Origin of the sequence: Bradyrhizobium sp. LTSP885 (genome assembly GCF_000938305.1) — a bacterium.
Taxonomy (GTDB): Bacteria; Pseudomonadota; Alphaproteobacteria; order Rhizobiales; family Xanthobacteraceae; genus Bradyrhizobium.
Genome location: NZ_JYMT01000038.1, coordinates 129,959 through 152,629 on the forward strand (window position 1 = coordinate 129,959; position 22,671 = coordinate 152,629).

Below are 22,671 nucleotides of genomic sequence, written 5' to 3' on the forward strand. Positions count from 1 at the left end.
GGGTTCAGACGACGGAGGGAGCGATCGGCGGTGGCATTGGCGTCAACTCCTCGATCTTGTAGTTTTTCGGCATGTTGATCGGACGGTAGGTTGGAATTTCCTCCATCCGTTCCAGCACCGAGCGATGGATCGTCGAACCGTCCGGAATCAGCCGCGGCTCGCCAAGTGGCAGATAGAAGCCGAGGAAGGATTTACGCTCGGGCCATTCCTTCCACTTGTCGCGCTTCGGAATCCACTCCAGGATTTCCCAGGCGCCGGTCAGCGAATTGTGCAACGGTCCCGTCGCGCTCGGCGGCACATAGACGTGCGCCGGCGGCGGCAGCGGCATTCCCCAGGCGAAATGATCGATCAGCATCCGGTCCATGTGCAGCCCGGCGGCCTGGGCCTGCGCGAGCATCCATATCAGCGGAAATTTCGATAGCCCGCTCTCGGCCTCCGGATAGCCGCCGCCGATGTCGGAGTGCACGCCGGCAAACCAGACCTGACGGATGTCCTGGTCCACGGCCGTCTTCGGATCGAACGGATTCGACCGGTACTTCTGCGGGTCGATCCAGCGGTTGAGGCGGAACATGCGCCGCCGCTCGTCCATCGAGATCGCCTGGCGGAATCGCTTGACGCTTGAATTGGTGCGGGTGAAGAGCAGCGTCTGCATATCGAACCAGAAATTGTCCTGCCGCGGCACGATGATGCAGGCCACGGTGTCCCAGACCCCGATGAATTCGATGTCGATGTTGCGGCCGCCGGCGATCTGGCTGAAATGCCAGACCTCCTTCAGCGGCGCTTCGTCGAAGGTCCCATCGGACCTCTGGGCGTCCGAACTGGCTTTCTTGAAGGTGCCGAACGCATAACTGGCGAGGTCGATCTGGTCGACCGGCAGCAGTCCCATTGCATGGATGAAGCCGGCCAGCACGCGCACCGTGTAGGCGCCGCGGCTGAAGCCGAACACCCAGACCCGGTCGCCGGGCTCCCAAGCCTTGCACAGGAAGACGTAGGCATCGAGCGTGTCCTTGTCGAGGCCTGCACCGAAGGCCAGCCCCCACAGGCCGCGCATCTGCTGCTTGAAGCGCCCCCAGGAATTCTGCATGCCGATCGTGCCGAGCCCGGGCTGGTAATAAATCCGTTGCCGATCACTCTTCTCGGTGACACGAAACAGCTTCAGCACGTTGGAAATATTGTCGCTGATCTCGCTGCCGGTGCCGTCGCAGCAAATGATGATATCCTTCGGCATCCGTTGCCCCCTGCGGTCGCCGTGAACTCCTGCGTCTATCTAGGGCAGAATGCGGTCCGGATTCAATCTTCAATTGAGCACGGTTGTGTTTACGCGGGATGACTCGCCACCCGGCGGCCTGGCGGAGCGTGTCTTGCTGCACCAGGCCGCAGCGCTGTGCACGCGCGTCCGGTTGCGGCAATCCGTAGAATTCAATTGCAACAGTGCGGAAAAGATGGGAATCTGGTCAACAACCATTGCGATATTGTATCCATACTTTCTATTTTCTGGAGATTTGCCCGGTGCGCGCGCATATTCTGCCCGCGGGTGTCCACCACACGTCTGACCACCACACGCCTGACCTGCACAGGGGCGGACCGATATGAGTCATGAAGCCCGCGTGACAGTCATCCTCGCTGGTTTGGTCGTGATTGCGTTTGGCTTGTTCTGGAGCGTCGGCAAGTACGCCGAGGCAGTCTTCGCAGGGAGATTTTCTTCGCGCTTTCCCGAGAAGACATTGAGCTACACAGCCGACCAGCTCAGCGCACTGGTTACGTCGGACCTTCGGTTCAAATATGTCTGCCCGATCCTGTTCCCGCTCGATCTGATCGTCATGCTGGCGCTTGCGGGCGCGATGGGCGCGGCATCGTCGCACTGGATCAAGCAACTCTATCCATCTGAGGCGTGGCTCGGGCTGCTGGTGCCGGGGGTATATCTGCTCAGCGACCTGATCGAGGATTGTCTGCTGGCGTGGTTGTTGCTGCGCGGCGAGCCGAACGAGGCGGCACGGACCGTTCCGATGTTGAAGGCGATCACGACCATCAAGTTCGTCAGCTTCTCCGCGGCGATCGCGCTAACGCTGATCTCATTGGCTGGATGGCTGCTCAGTGCCCGGCTTAACTCGTAGGCACCACCGGTCATTTGAAACCGCGGGGCCTATTGATACGTCGCCACAATGTCCGATACCGCGCGCTCGAGCTGCTGCGCGGTGCCGCATTGGCGCACCACGCTGCAGAAGGTCGCGTAACGCGGCATTTCCGAATCGCCAAAGCCCCAGACCATGCGGCCCTCGGGGTTGAGCCACACCAGCCGCTTGGAGCGTTCGCCGATGCGGCGCAGGATGTCGGCGCGCGGGTCGAGATTGTTGCTGCGGGCGTCGCCGAGCACAATCACGGTGGTCTGCGGTGTGATCGCGCCCATCCACTCGTTCTCGAAATCGGCGAATGAGTTGCCGTAGTCGGACGAGCCGAAGCCGACCTTGGACATGATCTCCTTCATCGCCTCTTCGGGCGATTTGGAGTCCAGGATGTCACTGACTTCGATCAGGTGTCCGGAGAAGGCAAACGAGCGGACGTCGTCGACCACCTCGTGCAGGCTGTGAATCAACAGCAGGAAGAAATCCGAGACCCGCGCGACCGAACCCGAGACGTCGCACAGCGCCACGATCTTCGGCCGGTCGCGGTGCTTGCGTTTCCATGCCGTGAGGAAGGGGACGCCGCCCCAGGCTGCGTTACGCCGCAGCGTGCGGCGCACGTCGAGATGGCCGCGGCGCTGGCGTTTGCGCGGCTTGGAAAAGCGCTCGCGCAGGCGGCGGGCGATCCGGCGGATCAACGCGCGCATCTGCTCGACCTGGCGCGGTTCGATCCGCGCCAGCGGCGCGTTGCGCAGGATTTCGTTGCGCAGGTTTTCCGTCTCCTCGCGGCCGTAGAGCAGCAGGGCCTGCGAGACCGTATCGCGGACGGTGCCGCGCAAACCGTTGAGCGCATCCTGCAGCCGCTCGGCGAGCGCGGGGTTGCGTGTGGTCAGGTCGTCGATGTCGTCGCGCAGCCGCTCGATGCCCATCGCATTGAGGATGCGGGTCTGGAAGATGCCGCGCTGGGTGAAGTAGCGAATGTCGGACAGCGAGGCCGCGCCCGAAGCGTTGGCGATTGCGGCCGAGAGCGCGTTGCGGTCTTGCGACAGCAGCATCTCGGCGAGCGATCCGATGTTCTCGCTCTCCGCGCCACCTTCCGCGTCGCCATGCGCATCGGCCGACGGGTTGGCGCCGGACTCACTGTCGTCGTCCTGCTTGTCCTGCTCGGAGGCGTCCTGTTGCGGCTCGGGCTGGCTGAAGAAAAGATCAAAACAGTCGCCGAGCGCGCGCTTCTCGTCCTGCGTCTTGGCGAGCGTCAGCAGGATGGTGTCGCGCAGGATCGTGCGATCGGCGAAGCCGACCTGAGACACCGCGCGCATCGCGTCGATGCTTTCGGCGGGTGAGACCCGGACCCCGGCTCCCCGCGCCGCACGAAAGAAGCGATGCAGGTTCTCGCGCATTGGAACCCTAGCTAAAGACGCCGTGCCGCGACGCCTTGGCGATGAACGCCGAGACCTGCGGCGTTGCGGCCTCGATATCGGCTTCGTATTTGAGGAGCACGTTGAGCGTGTCCTTGACGATCTCGTGGTCGAGTTCGGTGGCCTGCAGCAACACCAGCACGCGCGCCCAGTCGATTGCCTCGCTGACCGAGGGCAGCTTCTTCAGGTCCAGCGTGCGGATCTCATGGATGAAGCCGACCATCTGCTTGCGCAGGGCCTGCGAGATGCCCGGCACACGGGTCTCGACGATACGCTCTTCCAGCTTCTGCTCGGGGAAGCCGATATGCAGATGCAGGCAGCGCCGCTTCAAGGCGTCGCCGAGGTCGCGCTCGCTGTTCGAGGTCAGGATCACGGTCGGCGCCGCCACCGCCGTCACCGTGCCGAGTTCGGGAATGGTGACCTGGAAGTCCGAGAGGATTTCCAGCAGCAGCGATTCGAACTCGGCGTCGGATTTGTCGATCTCGTCGATCAGCAGCACGCAGCCGGCCGGTTGCTCCAGCGCCTGCAGCAGCGGGCGCGGCTCGACGAATTCCTTGGAGAAGAACACGTCGCCGAAGGCGTGGAGCTGGCCGAGCGCCTCATGCAGCGTCTGCGCGTCGCCCAGCACCTCGCCGAGCTTGTCCTTCAGGATCTGGGTGTAGAGCAACTGCTTGGCGTACTTCCACTCGTACAGCGCCTTGGCCTCGTCGAGGCCCTCGTAGCACTGCAGGCGGATCAATTTCAGGCCGCGCCAGGCGGCGATCGCCTTCGCCAGCTCGGTCTTGCCGACACCGGCGGGGCCTTCGACCAGGATCGGCTTCTCGATCTGCTGCGACAGATACACCGCGGTCGCGATCTGCCGGCTGGCGATATAGCCGTGCGCGGCGAGGCCGCTTTCCACGGCCTCGATCGCGGCGGTGGGCCTGGTATCAGCCACGAGGATCAGCTCCGAATTTGCCTTGAACTCGGACCTGTTCTGCCCCCGTTGCGGGCAAAGCACAAGGCTCGTTTGACCCGCAAAGGCCGGGGGTTAAAGGCCTGGGGTTAGCGCCTGCTTCCGGCGTATTTCCGCGGAGCGCAATACACACACACTACACGTAGCCCGGATGAAGCGAAGCGTAATCCGGGATCAGTGCTCACTACGGAGCTCGAGGTCCCGGATTTCGCTGCGCTCCATCCGGGCTACGAACGTCTGGTGAATGTGCGGGGAACCGGCTTCACCTCAGCGTGAGCCCGGTCGCGGTCTCGAGTTCGCCGATCGCCTGCGCGGCGTTGAGCACCTTGATCGTGGTCATGCCCATCTCGCGGGCGGGCTTCAGGTTGACGCCGAGATCGTCGAGATAGACGCAGTTCTTGGGATTCACTTGCAGCGTCTCCACCATCATCTGGTAGATTCGCGGATCGGGCTTGCGCAGCCCGATCTTTGCTGATTCGATCACATGATCGAACAGCACCATCACCTCGGCGATGTAGAGCGTGCGCCCGCTGTGGCTGCCGATCGCGTTGGCCGGCAGATTGTTGGTGATGCAGCCGGTCTTGAACTTTGCGTTGATGCGCTTCAGCGCTTCGACCATCTCGGGACGCAGGTCGCCGGAGAGCAGCGGCAGCACGTCCTTGCCGCGCACCTCGGCGCCGAGCGCTTTCGATTCCGTCGCGAAAAGTTCGTCAAAGGCGTCGATGTCGATTTCGGCGCGCTCGAATTTGGCCCAGGCGTTTTCGAGATGGTTGGCAGCGTTGGTGCGGCGGATGATGTCGGCGGGCAGGCCGCGCTCGGTCTCATAGCGCGCGAACGCCTCGAACGGCGAGGTGGTCAGGACGCCGCCGAAATCCCAGATCACTGCTTCGATCATTCTTCCCTGCCAGGTCATCTATTGCTTGAGGGAGCGGCTAACACGGATTGACGGCCGGAACCAGCCTGATCCGACGCTTGGCGATCCGCGCGCCGCGGGCTATTGCTGCGCCGATGAAGAAGCCTCAGCTCATCCTCGCGACTGTGATGTCGCTGATATCCGCTCCCGCCTCGGCCATCGTCGGCGGCGGTGCGCCGTCGGCTGACGGTGTCGCGCGCTCGGTCGTCACCATTGTCGGCTCGCGCGGCAATTTCTGCACCGGCGCGCTGATCGCACCAAAAGTCGTGCTGACCGCGGCGCATTGCGTGCAGCCCGGCGCCGACTACAAGATCGTCGATTATGGCGCGGACCGGCAGCCCAAGCTGCAGTACGTCAAGACGGTTGCGATTCATCCGGGCTTCAAGATGCAAGCGATGCTTAATCATGTCGCGACCGCCGATGTCGCGCTGCTGCAGCTCGCCGCGCCAATGGTTGGGAAAGCGCCATCGACGCTTGGTACGCCCAACATTCCGATCCAGGTCGGCGGCCGCTTCACCATCGCGGGCGTCGGCGTCACCGTGCGCGGCGACGGCAAGAGCGGCGGCACGATCCGCGTCGCGGGCCTGGTCGCGACCAGCAAACCGGGTACGCTGCAGATCCGTCTCGTCGATCCGGTTGGCCAGGGCACCCGCGACGGGATGGGCGCCTGCACCGGGGATTCCGGTGCGCCCGTGTTCGAGGACAAGCAGAGCGGGCCTGCGATCATTGGCGTGGTGAGCTGGTCCACGGGGCCGAATGGTACCGCTGGCTGCGGCGGCATCACCGGCGTTACGCCGCTGACGCTGTACCGCGACTGGCTGATGCAGACCGCGCGGCAGTGGGGGGCGAGTTTTTGAGTCACCTCGCCCCGCTCGCGGGGAGAGTCGGATTGCGAAGCAATCCGGGTGAGGGGGACTCTCCGCGAGTCGCGTTCGTGGATGCAGTCCCTCACCCCAGCCCTCTCCCCGTAAGAACGGGGAGAGGGAGTAGCGCCTAATGCCCCGCAGCCTTCTTCGCCGCTGCATTGTTCAGCACGACCAGGCCATCCACGGCGACGCCGAGCTTGCTGTTGATCAGGAACGGGTTGACGTCGATCGAGGCGATGCGGTTGCCGGCGTCGGCCATCAGATTGGAGAGGCCGACCAGCGCCTTCACCGCGGATGCTTCGTGCAGCGCGGGCTTTCCGCGATAACCCTTCATCTTGATGCCAGCCTTGGTCTTCGCGATCAGCTCTCGCGCCTCGGCGGCATCGAGCGGCGCGCCGGCAAGGGCGACGTCCTTCAGCAGCTCGATATCGACGCCGCCGGTGCCGAACAGCACCACGGGTCCCATCTCGGCGTCGAGCGAGGCGCCGACCACAAGCTCGAGGTCGGCCTTGACCTGCTGCGCGATCAGGATGCCTTCGAGCTTCGGCTTGCCCTTCAGCTTTTTCACCCGCGCGGTGATGTCGTTGAACGCCTTCTTCACCTCGGCGGCACTGTTGAGGTTCAGCACCACGCCGCCGATGTCGGATTTATGCAGGATGTCGGCGCTGACCACTTTCGCAACCACCGGGAAGCCGATTGTCTTGGCGATCGTCACGGCCTCGGCCGCGGTCTGTGCGACCTCTTCCCTGGAGATCGGAATGCCATAGGCCTTGAGCAGCTTCTTCGAGGCGACCTCGTCGAGCGCGGCGGCGCCGTTGGCGGCTTTTAGGGTCTTCTCCAGCACGACGCGCGCAGAGGCCTTCGAGCTGGAGACGATGTCAGGCACTTCCTTGCGCAGGCCGGCATATTCGATCAGCGCCTTGATCGCGCCGACGGCGCGGTCGAGGCCCTGCATCACAGCGATATCAGGGAGGCTCTTGCGCAGTCCCTTGGTGAATTCGGTGAAGCCGATCGACATGGTGCTGATATAGATCACCGGCTTGTTGGCCTTGGCCGCCATCTCGTTGACGATGCGCAGATTGCGCTCGCGCAATTCGTGCGGCGCCTTCGGCAGCTCGGCGTCGATGATGACGATATCGGTGTCGGGATCGTCGATCATGATCTCGATCGACTTCATGTAGACGGAGGGATCGACCACCGCGGCAAAGCCGGCATCGAGCGGATTGCCGACGATGCTGCCGGGTCCCAGCATCTTCGCCAGTTGTTCTGACGCGTTCGGGCTCAGCGGCGCAAAGTTCAGGCCGGCGGAATAGAAGGCGTCGATCAGCAGGCCGCGCTTGCCACCGGACAGCGACACCGCGGCGAGGTGATTGCCCTTTGGCGGATCAGCATGAACGAAGCATTCCGTGGTTTCGATCAGTTCATCGAGCCCGCGCACCCGGATCACGCCTTCGCGGGTCGAGATCGCGTCAAAGGTCTCGATCGAGCCAGCAAGCGCGCCGGTATGCGCCATCGCAGCGGCCCGGCCGCCTTCGGAGGCACCAAGCTTGAGCGCGATCACCGGTTTGCCGGCGGCCCGCGCGGCCTTGCAGGCTTCGCGGAACACTTTCGTGTTCCGGACGCCTTCGAGATAGACCACGATGACGCGAATGCTGGGATCGGCGGCAAAATAAGCCATCAAGTCCGGCGTCTCCAGCCCGGATTCGTTGCCGGTCGTGACCATGTAGCCGACGCCGACGCCGCGATCTTCCAGCGCCTGACGGATCGCCATCACGATCGCGCCGGATTGACCGGCGATCGCCACCGCACCTTGCTCCATGGTGACGATGCGGTCGTCGATATTGGTGAACAGGTTTTCACCGGCGCTTAAGTTGCCGAGGCAGTTCGGGCCGGTGACGGCGAGCCCGGTCTCCTTGATAGCCTGCTTCAGCTCGACGGCGAGCCGCTGGCTCTCCTCGTCCTGCAACTCGCTGAAGCCTGACGTGACGATCGTCGCCGAACGCGCGCCGGCGGCGGCCGCATCGCGGATCACCTGCACGGCAAACCGGGCCGGCACCAGCACCAGCACGTGATCGGGCTTCTCCGGCAGGCTGGCAAAATCCTTGTAGCAAGTGACACCCCAGATCGCTTCGCGCTTGGCGTTGATCGGGAATATCCTGCCCGCATATTTGTATCTGATCAGATTGTTCCAGATCCGCTCGGCATAGTTGCCCGGTTTGTCGGTGGCGCCGACCAGCACGATGTTGCGCGGGTGCAGCATCGCATGAATGCTCTTGACTATGTCGCTGGCGTCGGCAGGTGGCGTCCATTTACGGGACGGATGAAACGCGGTGCTTGCGAGAGCTTCCATGGAGCCTGCCCTTACCCTTGTTGTCTTTGGTTTCCTCAGGCCGACGGACGATCGCCGAACGCCGTGATTTTCATTCCTTTTATGGCTGACGGAAGAGGGTGGCAACTCACGCCAGCGCGGGGCAGGGCACCGCACAAAATATCCCGGCGCGCGCAAAATTCGCCGGGCTCAGGAACCCGGTTCGATCAAGGTCGCGTGCAGCAGATAGCGCTCCGGCCCCGAGGTCAGCGCGTCGAACGGCCAGCAGGTCGATAACACCAGCTCGTATCGGTCGGTCAGCGGATCAATCCCGGACTGGTCGAAACGGACCACGGAGCTGCGATCGGCCCGGTAGCGGAAGGTCTTGCCGTCACTCGTGGTGACGTCGATCTCGTCGCCAACAGCGACCTCCTTCAGGAAACGAAAATGCGTGTCACGATGCGCAGAATAGACCGCGACGCCGCGCTCGCCGGCGTCGACGGTCTGCTCGACATGACCCGGACCGAAGGCCAGCGCCTGGCCGCTGCTGCCGGCGAGCACGATTGTCGAGGCGCGGAGTCGTTTCACCTCGATACGCGCCACCGGCCAGGTATCGGCCCAGGACCACGGCTTCACAGGGTGGCCGGTCGCAATGGTCTCTGTGAAAGCACGCTCCAGCAGCACCTGCGCGAGCAGCGCCTTGGCGTGGATGTAGGTGCCCTGGCCGAACAGGATCAGGCCGATGAGGACGAAGACAGCGGGAGAGATGATGCGGGGCATTGTCTATCTCCCGTCATTGCGAGCGAAGCGAAGCAATCCATCGTGCAACATATGTGGGACCATGGATTGCTTCGTCGCTTCGCTCCTCGCAATGACGGCCGGTTGGGGGAAAAGAGCGGCGCGCGCGGCCCTGGGGGGACGGTGAGAGGCCGCGCGCGCTCTTGAAGGAGGAGGTCGGGGGAAACCTCCTCCTTTCATCCGACGTCAGTGGGGCGACGTCTGACGTCGGTTGAACATCATGAGGAGCAGGCTGACCGTGAGCAGGATCACGCCCGCGATCATCTTCAGCTCGGCATCGGTTGCCGTCTTCGGCAATTGGACCGTGACGGGAGCCGTCGTGACGACCGGCCGCTTCAGTGCCGCGAGCCGGACCTTGACGTCACCAGCTTCGGCACGACGCTCGGTCGGTGCCACCGGAAGCCGCGGACGCTCGCCGAACACCTTTGCGAAATCCCAGCCTGCGGGCAGGTTGATCGGCAGCTCGCTCAGCTTCAACGGCTCACCGTCGGGACGGCTCGGCGTCTCGTCGACCGCAACCAGGCTGGTCAGTCGCGTGACGAGCTGGTGCTCCAGTGCGAGCGCAAGGATCGTCTTGTCGGCATCTTCAGGACTTGCCTGCCGCGTGGTGCGCGCGACTTCGGCATCTGCGATCTTGCGGCGCGCCCACAGCTTTGACAGGCCCTTGCCTTCGGCGGCGTTGGCGAGCGGCAGCGTCACGCTCCAGGGACGGTCACCGATCCGGCCCTTGATCTCGACCGAGCCGGCGAGCTTGTCGAGTTTGGCGGCGAGCACCAGCGGCTCGTCACGATAGACGTCGGGGATCGCCGCCGGCGTCAGGTCGGCCGTGGCGTCGGAGAATTTTGCGGAGAGGCCGGTCACCGCCGGATTCTCCAGCTTGCCGAACAGGTCGCGCATCCGTTCGTCGACCTGCTCGACCGAGCCGATATGGGTGAAGGTACCGCGGCCAAGCTCGGCGGCGCGGGTCATTAGATAGGTGTTCGGTGCCGAGCCGATGCCGACCATGAAGATTCGCGAGCGGCCGCGCAGCGCGCTGATGGTCTCGAACAATTGCTGTTCGTTGCCGATCGCGCCGTCGGTCAGGAATACGACCTGGCGGATGGTACTGGCGTCATCGTGGTTGGTGTCGGACAGCGCGGCGCGCATCGCCGGCACCATCTCGGTGCCGCCGCGTGCTTGCAGCGCGCTGACGAACGACGTCGCGTTGCCGATATTGGTGCTGTTCGCGGCGACTGGCGTCGGGAACAGAACATCCATGGTGTCGTCGAAGCGGATCACATTGAAGCGGTCGGTCGGCTGTAGGCGGCCGAGCGCATACAAGAGACTCGCCTTGGCCTGGATGATCGAGGTGCCGCCCATCGAGCCGGAATTGTCGATCACGAAGATCACCTCGCGCGGCAGCTGCTTCTCGTTCGCCTGCTCGACCGAGGGCGGGGTGACGAAGGTAAGCAAATAGTCGGAATTGCCGACATGCTCGCGGAACAGCCCGACCGATGGCGCTTTTTCGGCGGCGGGTTTCCAGGTGAGTTCGAAATCGCGATCAGCGGGCACCGCGCCTTCGGCCAGCTTGATGATGCGCGTGGCGTTGTCGGGGCTCTCGATCTTGACCTGGTGAAAATGGCTCTTCACCTCGCCGAGCGGGAAGCCGGCCTGCAGGTGCACCGTGATGTTGGTCGGATTGATCGGTGCGTTTTCGGCGGGGTCGAGCACCGGCGGCGAGATGCGGTCGCGATCCGGCACCGGATCAGTCGTGGTTGCGCCCCAGCCGCCGCCATCGGCGCGAAGGTCGACGCTTTGCACCACCGGTTGCGGATTGTAGCGCGGGCCGACCACCATCGGCACCCGCAGCGAGAACGCGTTGCCGTTCTGCTGCACCGGCTCCTGATATTCGATCTGCACCAGCACGGTTTCGCCGGGGCCGATATTGGCGACCGAGTTGGTGAAGATGTTCGGCCGCTCCTGTTCGGTGAGCGCGGCCTTCTGGCCGTTCTGTTTGGCCTGCTCGTAGATGGCGCGGGCCTGCTGCCGCTCCTTGATGTCGCCGACCACGACGCGGTCGCCGACCACCATCTTCAGGGTGTCGACCGCGCTGCCCGCCGGCAGCGGATAGACATAGGTCGCCTCCATCCACTCCTTGGTCGGGTTACGGAAGATCTGCGTGACGCGGGCGCGGACGGTCGGCCCCGATACGGTGAGGTCGACGTCGACGCCGAGCCTGAGAGCATCGGCATAGCCGTCCTCGGTCTTGAGCAGCAGCGAGCCGGAGCGCGCATCGGCCGGCCGCAACACCGCTTGCTTCGGCTGCTCTGCCGACCACACCGGATCAAAACTCAGGAAGAGGGCAGCAAAGCCGATTGCCAGCGCGGCCACGCCTTCCACCAGGAAGAACAGCAGGATGCGCATCTTGCGCGACAGGCGGATCCGCCGGCTGGTCTCACTTGCATCGCAAATCGTCATTTTCGTCGCTCCGAGCGAGGGTTTCGCTGCCTCGCGATCATGGAGAACGGCCGTTTTGGCGCGAGCAGAACGATCGGCAATGATTGGCCGCTGTCCGTCGCGATCCGCCTGCGGGTTAGGCGGTTTTGTGCGGTTTTGTGCTGGATTGTCCGGTCTGCTAGACTGCGGAAATCGATGAGGAATCGCGCTGGGGATCACGATGCCGACGCCGGACAAGCAGCTTTCCGCCGAGCAGAGCCAGCAAGTGGCGGAGACCATCCGCGAGGAGATCGCGCGCCGCCGGATCTCGCGGCAGACGCTGGCGGAGCAGGCGAAACTCAGCCTGTCGACCTTGGAAAAGGTGCTCGGCGGCCGTCGCCCGTTCACGCTGGCAACCACGGTGCGGCTGGAGCAGGCGCTCGGTGTCTCCTTGCGCAAACTGCCAGACGTGGCGCCAGCCGCCGCGCCCGTCAATGGCGTGATCGCGCCCGACAACCTCGGATCCTATTCCCGCCGCGCGGTGGCGCGGATCGAAGGGACCTACATCACGGTACGGCCGTCGTTCGGTGACAAGGATGCGATCTATGCCTATCGCACCGAGATCGCATGGGACGAGGCCACCGCGTCGCTCGGTTTTCGTGAGGGCGAGCGGCAGGATGCCGACTACACCCAGTACGGCGAGGTCGCGGTGCCCAACGAGTCGGGCTTTGTCTATCTCGTGACCAACCGCCACGGCCAGCATCGCCTGATCACGGTGTGCCGGCCGCGCAATAGCGGCGAGATGTACGGCATCATCACGACCTTGCTCGCCGGCCGCGCCTCACTGTTGACGCCGATCGCGGCGCCGATTGCGCTGTTGCCGGTGAAGAACGTGCCGAACCCGAGTCTCGGGCGGGTATCGCCGGACGATGCGAACCATAAGCTCTACCGGGAGCATTTGCGCCGCACGGTGGATGAGTCTTTTGCGATTCTGCTGCCGGGCTAGCCGTCGCCTGTCACTTCACCTCTCCCGCTTTGCGGGCAGGGCAATCGCATGTGACTACGGCCACGTCCCATAGGCGCTTGCGCGATTTCGGAATAATGGAATAATGCCGCTGAGTTGCCCGACATGTCAAGTCGTCGTGTCGAACGCCGGCAGCCGCCGGCTACTTTGCATGGGGTTGTTTTCGATATTTGACGCGCTCGGCAGCGCTCTTGCGCGCCGGAGCGCGGCGGGTGGGGCTTTCTCCACAGTACGATTCGTGGAGAGAGCCCCCACCCCGGCCCTCCCCCGCAAGCGGGAGAGGGAGTCTGCTCTCGATTGGCGGTCGACTTTGGATCAGCCCCCCGTCTCGGCGCTGAGAATGTCGCCGAACAACTCCCACTGCCCGCTCTTGAACCGCCACATCTGGAGCTGCTCGATCGGAGCGAAGTCGGTGGCGCTGGTGTTGATCTTGATGCCGGGGATCAGCGTGTCGGGCACGAAATCCTTCAGGCTGGCGGCCTGCTTCATCACATTCTCACGCGTCAGCTCGTCGCCGCACTGCTTCAGCGTCTGCACCATGGTCTGTGCCGCGGCGTAGCCATAGACCAGGTTGGCGTCCGAGATGTTGGCGCCCGGCATGTACTTTTCGACAAAGGTCATGAACTTTTTCATGCCGGCGTCGTCCTTCCACTGCGGATCGGAGGCATCCTTGAGATAGCCGGCCGACAGCACGCCTTCGCTGGCCTCGAGCCCGGCGGGTTTCATGACAGCGCCGATCGAGAGCGAGACGTCGGTCATCACCTGCATCGGCTTCCAGCCGAGCTCGGCGATCTTCTTGATCGCCTGGGCTGCGAATTTAGGCGTCGCGATGTTGACGAACACGTCGGCGTTGGTGTCCTTCAGCTTGACGATGTGGGAATCGATCGACGGCTCGGTGGTCTCGTAGCTTTCTTCGGCGACGATCGTGGCGCTCGATTTGTCGAGGACCTCCTTGAGGCCGATCAGGTAATCCTTGCCGAAATCGTCATTGGCATAGAAGATCGCGACCTTGGCGTTCGGCTTGGCCTTGAGGATGTACTTTCCGAAGATCCGGGCCTCGACGCGGTAGCTCGGCTGGAAGCCCATGGTCCACGGGAAGTCCTTCGGATCGTTCCACTTGCTGGCGCCGGTGGCGAGGAACAGCTGCGGCACCTTCTTGGCGTTGTGATATTTCTGGACCGCGGTCTGGGTTGGGGTGCCCAGCGCGTTGAACACCAAAAACACCTCGTCGCTCTCGATCAGCTTGCGGATCTGCTCTACCGTCTTGGGCGGCGAGTAGCCGTCGTCATAGGAGATCCAGTTGATCTTGCGGCCGTTGATGCCGCCGGCATCATTGATCATCTTGAAATAGGCTTCCTCGGTCTTGCCGATGACGCCGTAGGCGGAGGCGGGGCCGCTATAGGCCTCGACGTTGCCGATCTTGATCTCGGTATCGGAGGCGCCGGTGTCGTATTTCTTTTGTGCAAAGGCGGCCTGGGTGGAGAGCAGGCAGAGCGCCGTGGCGGCCGCGAGCAGCGACAGTTTCGTCGTTTTCATAAAGGCATTTTCCTCGATTGATTTTGGTTGGGGACTTCTGCGACAAACCCGTAGCCGGTCCCGGCAGACAGTTACGGGGCAGTTCTTTGTCTCGGCGTGGTCCGGAAAAGCGACACGCGCTTTCCGGAATCACGCCGCAGTATCGGTCGGCTTCGGCTGGCTGAACGTCTGCCGAAGCGTCGGCTTATGAATTTTTCCTGTCGCATTCCGCGGCAGGGCATCGACAAATTCGATCAGGCGCGGGCACTTGAAGCGTGCCAGATTGGCCTGACAATGGGCGTGAATGTCGACCGGCGCAAGCGTATGGCCCGGCTTGACCGCGATAACGGCCATCCCGACCTCGCCCCATTGCTCGTTCGGGATGCGGATGACCGCGGCTTCGGCAACCGCCGCCAATTGATGCAGCACGCTCTCAACCTCGGCGGGATAAACGTTCTCGCCACCGGAGATGTACATGTCCTTCCAGCGGTCGACGATGTAGTAGAAGCCTTCCTCGTCCATCCGCGTGGCATCGCCGGTATGCAGCCAGCCGTCGGTGAACGAAGAGGCGTTGGCGTCCGGCCTGTTCCAGTAGCCCGGCGTGATGTTCGGCCCCTTGACCCAGAGTTCGCCGAGTTCGCCGATATCGGCATCGGCGCCGTCGGGGCGTACGATTCGCACCTCAGTGTGCAGCACCGGCTTGCCGGACGAGCCGGCCTTGCGCGCGGCATCCTCGCGGTCGAGCACCATCACCGCCGGCGAGGTCTCGGTCATACCGTAGCCTTGCTGCAGCGCCACGCCGCGGGTTTCCCAGGTCCTCAGTAGCGGCACCGGCATCGGTGCGCCCCCGACCCCGCCGATCACCAGGCGGCTGAAATCGGCGGTCGCGAAGGTCGGATGCTGCGCCATGAACTGGTAGATCGCGGGCACGCCGAAGAACACGTTGATGCCTTGCGCGCCATCGCTGATCAGCCGCAGCGCCTCGCCCGGATCGAAGGTCTTCATGATCAGCGCGGTGCCGCCGGAATGCAGCACCGGATTGGTGTAGCAATTCAGTCCGCCGGTGTGGAACAGCGGCAGCACCGTAAGCAGCACCGAGGACGGTGAGATGCAGGCAGAGCCGCCGAGATTGACGCAATTCCAGAATGTCATGCCGTGCGTGATGATCGCGCCCTTCGGCTGGCCGGTTGTGCCCGAGGTGTACATGATGGTCGAGATGTCATCGAGCATGACGATCTCGATGTGATCGAGCGGTTTTGCTGCCGCGACCCCGGCCTCGTAGGAGCCGCCGGGACCGAGCCTCATGACGGAAGCAACATTGCAGAGTTTTGCGACCGCAAGCGCCGTCTCGGCAAGATCGTCGTCGTGGATCATCACCTTGGGCGACGCGTCGCCGACGATGTAGTGCAGCTCGGGAACGGTGAGGCGGGTGTTGAGCGGCACGAAGACCGCGCCGAGCCGGAAGCAGGCGAACTGCACCTCCAGCGTATCGGTCGTGTTCAGCGCCAGCACCGCGACGCGGTCGCCGCTGGCAATCTTGAGCTGGTCGCGCAGGTGGCCGGCCAGGCGCGACACCCGCGCGTCCATCTGCGCATAGGTGAAGCGCCGCGCACTTGCGAGATCGACGAGCGCCACCTTGTCCGGCGTCCGCCGCCGATGATGCGCGATCCAGTCGTAATAACGAACCGGCAAATTGTCCTCCTCCGGATCGGCGGTCTTGCGTCGCCTGTCCCCGGTTCCATTGATGCCACGGATCGGGAGTGGAGGGGGCGTATCGGGAGTGTGTCTTGCGTTTAGTGGCTGGTCGGTGGCCAGATCGGGTGTCTGCCTGATGAGGCAGCCACTCGACGCAAGTGAGGCGGCAGGAATCCGGACATCGTCGGCCGCAGGAATCAACGGAGCAGTGCGAATGGCGAACCCGTTCTACACCGGCGAGCACGAGGCCTTTCGCGAGGTGATGCGCCGCTTTGTTGCGAAGGAAATCGAGCCCCATGCCCACCAGTGGGACGAGGCGGGTGAGTTTCCGCGCGAGCTCTACGCCAAGGCGTCCGGGATCGGGCTGCTCGGCCTCGGCTTTCCCGAGGAATATGGCGGGATCGCTGCCGACCAGTTCATGAAGATCGTGGCGTCGCAGGAATTGGCGCGCGCCGGCGCCGGCGGCGTCAGTGCCAGCCTGATGAGCCACACCATCGGTTCGCCGCCGATCGCGCGCGCCGCGCGGCCCGAGGTCAAGGCACGGGTGCTGCCGGAGGTGCTGGCGGGCAAAAAGATCTCCGCACTCGCGATCACCGAGCCGAGCGGCGGCTCCGATGTCGCCAATTTGCGCACCAAGGCGCGGCGCGACGGCGACCATTACGTTGTCAGCGGCGAGAAGACCTTCATCACCTCAGGCATGCGCGCCGACTATCTGACGGTCGCGGTGCGTACCGGCGGCGAGGGCCCCGGCGGCGTCAAGCTGCTGCTGATCGAGGGCGATACGCCCGGCCTCTCGCGCACCCAGCTGAAGAAGATGGGCTGGTGGGCGTCCGACACCGCGACCTTGCATTTCGACGAATGCCGGGTGCCGGTCGAGAACTTGATCGGCGAGGAGGGGCAGGGCTTCAAGATCATCATGCAGAACTTCAACAGCGAGCGCATGGGCATGGCGGCAAGCTGCACGGCCTATGCGCGCGTCTGCCTCGATGAGGCGATCGCCTACGCTAAGGAGCGCAAGACGTTCGGCAAGCCGATCGCGCAGCATCAGGTGATCAGGCACAAGATCGTCGACATGGCGCAGAAGGTAGCAGTTTCGCAGGCGATGCTGGAGATGCTGGCGTGGCGGCTCGGCGAGGGCGAGAGCCCGGTCGCCGAGATCTGCATGATGAAGAACCAGGCGACCCAGACCATGGCGCATTGCGCCTCTGAGGCGGTGCAGATCTTCGGCGGCGCCGGCTTCATGCGCGGCATCAAGGTCGAGCGCATCTACCGCGAGGTCAAGGTCAACGCCATCGGCGGCGGCACCGAGGAGATCATGAAGGATCTCGCGTCACGGCAGATGGGACTCTAACCGTCATTCCGGGGCGCGCGTAGCGCGAACCCGGAATCCAGAGATAATGGATCGAGATTCCGGGTTCGCCCGCTACGCGGCCGCCCCGGAATGACAGGAAACAAAATGCTCTTCACCGCCGACCACGACGAACCGCGCCGCGCCTTGCAGAAATTCATCGCGGCCGAGATCAACCCGCATGTCGACGAATGGGAGAAGGCCGACATCTTCCCGGCGCATGAGCTGTTCAAGAAGCTCGGCAGTCTCGGCTTCCTTGGCCTCAACAAGCCGGTCGAATTCGGCGGCCAGGGGCTGGATTATTCCTATGCACTGATGATGGCCGAAGAGCTCGGGGCGATTACCTGCGGCGGCGTGCCGATGGCGATCGGCGTGCAGACCGACATGGCGACGCCCGCGCTGGCGCGGTTCGGCTCCGACGAGGTTCGGCGTGAGTTCCTGGTGCCGGCGATCGCGGGCGACCAGGTCGCTTGCATCGGCGTCTCCGAGCCGGGCGCAGGCTCCGACGTCGCCTCGATCAAGACGAGTGCACGCGCCGACGGCGACGACTACGTCATCAATGGCGGCAAGATGTGGATCACCAACGGCACCCAAGCCGACTGGATCTGCCTGCTCGCCAACACCAGCGATGGCCCGGTTCATCGCAACAAGTCGCTGATCTGCGTGCCGATGAAGACCAAAGGCGTGCAGGTCGCTCGAAAACTCGACAAGCTCGGCATGCGCTCCTCCGACACCGCGCAGATCTTCTTCGACAATGTCCGGGTGCCCAAGCGCAACCGGATTGGCGAGGAGGGCCAGGGCTTCACCTACCAGATGATCCAGTTCCAGGAGGAACGGCTGTGGGGCGCGGCGGCCTGCCTGAAGGCGCATGAATTCATCATCAACGCGACCATCGATTACACCCGCAACCGCAAGGCGTTCGGCGGCGCGATCCTCGACAATCAGGTGGTGCATTTCAAGCTTGCGGAGATGCAGACCGAGGTCGAATTGCTGCGCTCGCTGATCTATCGTGCCGGCGAGGCGCTGGTGGCGGGCGAGGACGTGACACGGCTTGCGACCATGGCGAAACTGAAGGCCGGCCGGCTCGGCCGCGAGCTCACCGATGCCTGCCTGCAATATTGGGGCGGCATGGGGTTTACCAACGAGACGCCGGTCAGCCGCGCCTATCGCGACAGCCGCCTGACCTCGATCGGCGGCGGCGCCGATGAGGTGATGCTCATGGTACTCTGCAAGATGATGGGGACGCTGCCGGGCCCCAAGCCAAAGGGAAACGCCTGATGATCACGCTGTATCACTGCGACGCCGCGCGCTCGTTCCGTCCGCTGTGGATGCTGGAGGAGCTTGGGCTTCCCTACGAGCTGAAAATGCTGCCGTTCCCGCCGCGCGTCTTCGCCAAGGAATATCTCGGCATCAACCCGCTCGGCACCATCCCGTTCATGGTCGACGGCGAGACCAGGATGACGGAATCCTCCGGCATCTGCCATTATCTCGGCACAAGACACGGCCCAACGCCGCTCGTCGTCGGCGTCGACGAGCCGGCCTACGGCGCCTTCCTGAACTGGATGTATTTCTCCGACGCCACGCTGACCTTCCCGCAGACGCTGGTGCTCCGCTACAGCCAGCTTGAGCCGGAAGAGCGGCGCAATCCGCAGGTTTCGACCGATTACGCCAAATGGTTCCTCGGCCGCTTGCGTGCGGTGGAGGCCGCAGCAGCCAAGTCAGAATTCCTCTGCGCGGAACGCTTCACCGCTGCCGACATTGCCAACGGTTATGCGCTGAGGCTCGCCGACAATATCGGCCTCGCCAAGGACTTCGGGCCGAATGTCGCGGCCTATTGGGCCCGGCTGCAACAGCGCGAGGGCTATCAGCGCGCGGTGGCGGCGGAGCAAAAAGCCGGGACGGAACAGAACGTTGCGCCGCGTGCTCGGCCTTGATTGCTGCAGCGGCGATCTGTCCCGGAATTGATCCAACCCGTCGGTGACAGGTTGCGAATATGCGCTATGGTAGCCCCGGTCGCAGCGGCCTAAGAGCCGCGCGAGGAGGAGCTGCCATGGACGCCATCGTGGACGTAGAGAGCCATGACTCCGGCCACCGGATGCTGATCACGCCGGAGCGGGTGTTCTACGCCGGGCTGCTCGGCCGCCCGCGCGAACGCTGCCCGGGCGCGTTTCACGTCTATGTCGCGATTCGCGACGGCCTGCATCTCTCCACCAGCGACGGCCAGCAGGGCCATGGCGAACTCGCTGTGACCATGCCGAACCTGCGCCACACCATCACCAGCGAATATCGCTCGGCGATCTGCGTCGCGATCGAGCCGGAGAGCGTGCCTGACGGCACGCTGGACGCCGTCGCCCGCCGCCTGCAAGGCCCCGACTGCGCCCTGTTCGCGAATCGCATCCGCGCTGCCTATGCGCGGCTTGCCGAGATGCAATATCGCGACGCGATCTCGAATGTCGAGTTCGATACGATGTGCTTCGGCGATGCGCTGCCGCAGCGCCTGCTCGATCCCCGCGTGGTGCGCGCGATCAGCCGCATTGGGCAGTTCTCGGGCGAGCCGGTGACGGCAGCGGGTTGCGCCGCGGACGCCTCCCTGTCGCCGTCGCGCTTCCTGCATCTGTTCAAGGACGAGACCGGGATCTCGTTCCGCTCCTTCCGCGCCTGGAAGCGCGCGCGGCATTTGCTGCACTTCGCCAACCAGGACATCAACCTCGCGCATCTTGCGCAGGACATCGGCTATCCTGACTCGACCCATTTCAGCCATTCGATCCGCCGGTTTTATGGGCTCAAGCCGCGCGCGATTTTTTCTGGATCGCGGGATCTGGCGATCTACAGCGCCGGACAGGCGGTGAGCGCGCCGGTGTTGACCTGATCCGTCCCGACTACAAATTCGCGCCCTCGATCACCTCGCCGAACCGCAGCCAGCCCGGACCCTCGATCCGTTGCAACTGGAGTTGTCGCAGCGGGTGGTGATTGGTTGGGCTGGTGTTGACGCGGATGCCCGGCAGCATCGTGGGGATCTGGACATCCCTAAGATTGTTCGCCTGCGCCATGATGTTGTCGCGGGTGAAGTTGCCCTTGCATTGCTCAAGCACGATCTTGAGCACCTGCGCCACCGTGTAGGCGTAGAGGCTATAACCTTCCTTCGGATTGCCGTCGGGAAAGTACTTCGCCATGAAGGTGAGGAAATCCTTGACGCCGGGATCATTGGCCCAGGCCGGATCAGCGACGTCCTTCACATAAGCCGACGAGATCGTGCCTTGCGCCTTGTCGAGCCCAACGGGCAAGATGGTCGAGGAAAGCGAGGCGGCGCCGCTGGCGATGAAATGCATCGGCTTCCAGCCGAGTTCGTAGATTTTGCGGATCGACTGCGCGGCGAACTTCGCCGTGGTGCCTGAGATCAGCACGTCCGGGCTGGCGCCGCGCAGGGTGACGAGCTGGGAATCGATCGTGGGATCGGTGACCTCGTGGGAGGCCACCACCGCGGCGCTCTGGAACTTCTCGCCCAGCACATCCTTGGCGCCTGCGACGAAATCCTTACCCAAATCGTCGTTCTGGTAGAGCACCGCGAACTTCGCATTCGGATTCCGGCTTAGCGCGTATCTAACGAACACCTGCGCCTCGGTCCGCGCGCTCGGCGCAAAGCCCATGGTCCAGGGATAGGTCTGGTAGTCGCCCCATTTGTCGCCATTCACCGACAGGAACAGATGCGGCACCTTCGCGGCGTTGATGTATTTGACCACGGCCGAGTTCGGCGCAGTGCCGAGCATGTTGAACAGGAAGGCGACATTGTCGCTCTCGATCAGCCGGCGCACCTGCTCCACCGTCTTCGCCGGATTGAACGCGTCGTCGTAATAGATGTACTTGATCTGGCGGCCGGCAATGCCGCCCTGCTCGTTCAGCATCTTGAAGTAGGCTTCCTGGCAGCGCGCCTGCACGCCGAGCGCCGACACCGGGCCACTCAGTGACGTCGTGCTGCCGATCTTGATTTCGGCTGCAGTGACACCCGGCGTGTCTTCCGCGAGTGAAGGACGGCTGCCTGCGAGTGCCGCGAGGCCGGCGCCTGCAGCGCCCGTGAGCCATGTGCGCCGGTTGATCGAGACCATGACGTTCTCCCCGCGGGGCCTGCCTGTTGCGCCAGACTTTTGCTTGCCGAGAGGATAGCGCACCACGTCGTTCTGCGTCTTGTGTTAACCGGCTGGCGGCATATCGCTGCGTGAGAGCATCGGGGTAGCCAGTCAACGCAAGATGGCGCGGAGACAAATCTCTCATCATGGAAAATCAGTAGCGCCAGTGCGCTGCAACCGGGACAAGCGACATTATGAGCAACAAGGCCGTCATCACCTGCGCGCTGAACGGCGTGCTCACCGATCCGAAGCAGCACAACGTTCCGGTGACGCCGGAGCAGATGGCGCGCGAGGCGAGGGCCGCGTTCGATGCCGGCGCCAGCATCATGCACATCCATCTGCGCCAGCAGGAGCCGAACAAGGGCCATTTGCCGTCATGGGAGGTCGATGTCAGCAAGGAGATCCAGCAGGCGATCCGCGAGGCCTGCCCCGGCGTGATCATCAATCACACCACCGGCACCTCGGGCCCGAACTACCAGGGCGCGCTGAACTGCGTGCGCGAGACCAGGCCGGAGATCGCGGCCTGCAACGCCGGCTCGCTGAACTATCTCAAGGTCAAGTCCGATAACACCTGGGCCTGGCCGCCGATGATGTTCGATAACGCGGTCGAGAAGATCCAGGACTATCTCGACGTCATGAAAGCGGCCGGCACGATTCCCGAGTTCGAATGTTTCGATGTCGGCATCGTGCGCTGCGTCGGCATGTACCGGCAGACCGGGATGTATTCCGGTCCACTCGAGTACAATTTCGTGATGGGCGTCGCTTCCGGCATGCCGGCGGATCCGGAGCTGTTGCCGATCCTGCTCAAGCTGAAGGCGACCGACGCGCATTGGCAGGTCACCGCGATCGGCCGCGCCGAGATCTGGCCGCTGCACCAGCGCTGCGCCGATCTCGGTGGCCATCTGCGCAGCGGGCTGGAGGACACGTTCTATCTCGGCGACGGCACCAAGGTGACGTCCAATGGGCAACTCGTCGAAGCGTTGGCCGCATGCGCGCGAAGAGCAGGTCGCGAGATCGCGAGCCCGGCGGAAGCGCGGCAGATTTTTGGGGTCAGGCACTGACTTTGGCCCAGCCGTCATTGCGAGCGAAGCGAAGCAATCCATCCCTCCGCACAATGGAAGAATGGATTGCTTCGTCGCTTCGCTCCTCGCAATGACGACTGAGAGGGAGAG

At 63.7% G+C, this 22,671-nt stretch carries 18 protein-coding genes; 8 read left to right on the forward strand and 10 right to left on the reverse strand.

All coding sequences use genetic code 11. From position 1 onward, the window contains the following. Positions 1-4: 4 nt before the first annotated feature. Complete coding sequence (locus UP09_RS24475; RefSeq protein ID WP_044540851.1) at positions 5-1,228, reverse strand: T6SS phospholipase effector Tle1-like catalytic domain-containing protein; 1,224 nt, start codon at positions 1,226-1,228, stop codon at positions 5-7. Positions 1,229-1,607: 379 nt separating this feature from the next. Between UP09_RS24475 and UP09_RS24480 the strand changes: the two genes are divergently transcribed. Continuing rightward, entirely contained in the window at positions 1,608-2,114 is a 507-nt protein-coding gene (locus UP09_RS24480; protein ID WP_245302180.1) for a hypothetical protein, read from the forward strand. A gap of 29 nt (positions 2,115-2,143) precedes the next feature. Here UP09_RS24480 and UP09_RS24485 read toward each other — a convergent pair whose 3' ends face one another. The 3 genes from UP09_RS24485 to UP09_RS24495 form a co-directional block, all read right to left on the reverse strand. Further along, positions 2,144-3,520: a VWA domain-containing protein gene (locus UP09_RS24485; protein ID WP_044540853.1), complete on the reverse strand. Its 1,377-nt coding sequence runs from the start codon at positions 3,518-3,520 to the stop codon at positions 2,144-2,146. A 7-nt stretch (positions 3,521-3,527) separates the two neighbouring features. After that, positions 3,528-4,475, reverse strand: coding sequence for an AAA family ATPase (locus UP09_RS24490; RefSeq protein WP_044541196.1), 948 nt, complete (start codon positions 4,473-4,475; stop codon positions 3,528-3,530). Positions 4,476-4,755: 280 nt separating this feature from the next. Further along, positions 4,756-5,388, reverse strand: a complete 633-nt coding sequence (locus UP09_RS24495) for an HAD-IA family hydrolase (protein WP_044540854.1) — start codon at positions 5,386-5,388, stop codon at positions 4,756-4,758. Between the two features lie 113 nt (positions 5,389-5,501). Here UP09_RS24495 and UP09_RS24500 point away from each other — a divergent pair, with 113 nt between their 5' ends. After that, positions 5,502-6,263, forward strand: a complete 762-nt coding sequence (locus tag UP09_RS24500; RefSeq protein WP_044541197.1) for a S1 family peptidase — start codon at positions 5,502-5,504, stop codon at positions 6,261-6,263. 136 nt (positions 6,264-6,399) lie between these two features. On the opposite strand, the gene UP09_RS24505 is transcribed toward UP09_RS24500, so the two are convergent. The 3 genes from UP09_RS24505 to UP09_RS24515 form a co-directional block, all read right to left on the reverse strand. Beyond that, positions 6,400-8,622 (reverse strand): acetate--CoA ligase family protein, encoded by a 2,223-nt coding sequence (locus UP09_RS24505; protein ID WP_044540855.1) that lies wholly within the window; start codon positions 8,620-8,622, stop codon positions 6,400-6,402. Between the two features lie 168 nt (positions 8,623-8,790). Then, positions 8,791-9,360 (reverse strand): class GN sortase, encoded by a 570-nt coding sequence (locus tag UP09_RS24510; RefSeq protein WP_044540856.1) that lies wholly within the window; start codon positions 9,358-9,360, stop codon positions 8,791-8,793. 204 nt (positions 9,361-9,564) lie between these two features. After that, on the reverse strand, positions 9,565-11,781 hold the full coding sequence (locus UP09_RS24515) for a marine proteobacterial sortase target protein (RefSeq protein WP_502689079.1): 2,217 nt from the start codon (positions 11,779-11,781) through the stop codon (positions 9,565-9,567). Between the two features lie 253 nt (positions 11,782-12,034). Here UP09_RS24515 and UP09_RS24520 point away from each other — a divergent pair, with 253 nt between their 5' ends. Next, entirely contained in the window at positions 12,035-12,799 is a 765-nt protein-coding gene (locus UP09_RS24520) for a helix-turn-helix domain-containing protein (protein WP_044540858.1), read from the forward strand. A 333-nt stretch (positions 12,800-13,132) separates the two neighbouring features. On the opposite strand, the gene UP09_RS24525 is transcribed toward UP09_RS24520, so the two are convergent. Further along, positions 13,133-14,353 carry an ABC transporter substrate-binding protein gene (locus tag UP09_RS24525; RefSeq protein ID WP_044540859.1) on the reverse strand — a complete coding sequence of 407 codons (1,221 nt, stop codon included), beginning with the start codon at positions 14,351-14,353 and terminating at the stop codon, positions 13,133-13,135. 129 nt (positions 14,354-14,482) lie between these two features. Next, positions 14,483-16,024 (reverse strand): acyl-CoA synthetase, encoded by a 1,542-nt coding sequence (locus tag UP09_RS24530; protein ID WP_044540860.1) that lies wholly within the window; start codon positions 16,022-16,024, stop codon positions 14,483-14,485. Between the two features lie 217 nt (positions 16,025-16,241). On the opposite strand from UP09_RS24530, the gene UP09_RS24535 reads away from it, so the two are divergent. The 4 genes from UP09_RS24535 to UP09_RS24550 all read left to right on the forward strand — a co-directional run bounded on the left by UP09_RS24535 (position 16,242) and on the right by UP09_RS24550 (position 20,244). After that, positions 16,242-17,378: an acyl-CoA dehydrogenase family protein gene (locus UP09_RS24535; RefSeq protein WP_044540861.1), complete on the forward strand. Its 1,137-nt coding sequence runs from the start codon at positions 16,242-16,244 to the stop codon at positions 17,376-17,378. A gap of 105 nt (positions 17,379-17,483) precedes the next feature. Beyond that, positions 17,484-18,653, forward strand: a complete 1,170-nt coding sequence (locus tag UP09_RS24540; RefSeq protein WP_044541198.1) for an acyl-CoA dehydrogenase family protein — start codon at positions 17,484-17,486, stop codon at positions 18,651-18,653. Then, the gene (locus UP09_RS24545) at positions 18,653-19,309 is read left to right on the forward strand and encodes a glutathione S-transferase family protein (protein ID WP_044540862.1); all 657 of its coding nucleotides are present in this window, start codon (positions 18,653-18,655) and stop codon (positions 19,307-19,309) included. The genes UP09_RS24540 and UP09_RS24545 overlap by 1 nt, the downstream gene beginning before the upstream one ends. Before the next feature lie 128 nt (positions 19,310-19,437). Then, positions 19,438-20,244, forward strand: coding sequence for a helix-turn-helix domain-containing protein (locus UP09_RS24550; protein WP_502689080.1), 807 nt, complete (start codon positions 19,438-19,440; stop codon positions 20,242-20,244). 10 nt (positions 20,245-20,254) lie between these two features. Here the strand turns inward: UP09_RS24550 and UP09_RS24555 are convergent, their stop codons facing one another. Then, complete coding sequence (locus UP09_RS24555; RefSeq protein ID WP_044540864.1) at positions 20,255-21,478, reverse strand: ABC transporter substrate-binding protein; 1,224 nt, start codon at positions 21,476-21,478, stop codon at positions 20,255-20,257. A gap of 215 nt (positions 21,479-21,693) precedes the next feature. Here UP09_RS24555 and UP09_RS24560 point away from each other — a divergent pair, with 215 nt between their 5' ends. Next, positions 21,694-22,560 (forward strand): beta-keto acid cleavage family enzyme, encoded by an 867-nt coding sequence (locus UP09_RS24560; protein ID WP_044540865.1) that lies wholly within the window; start codon positions 21,694-21,696, stop codon positions 22,558-22,560. Positions 22,561-22,671: the final 111 nt, after the last annotated feature.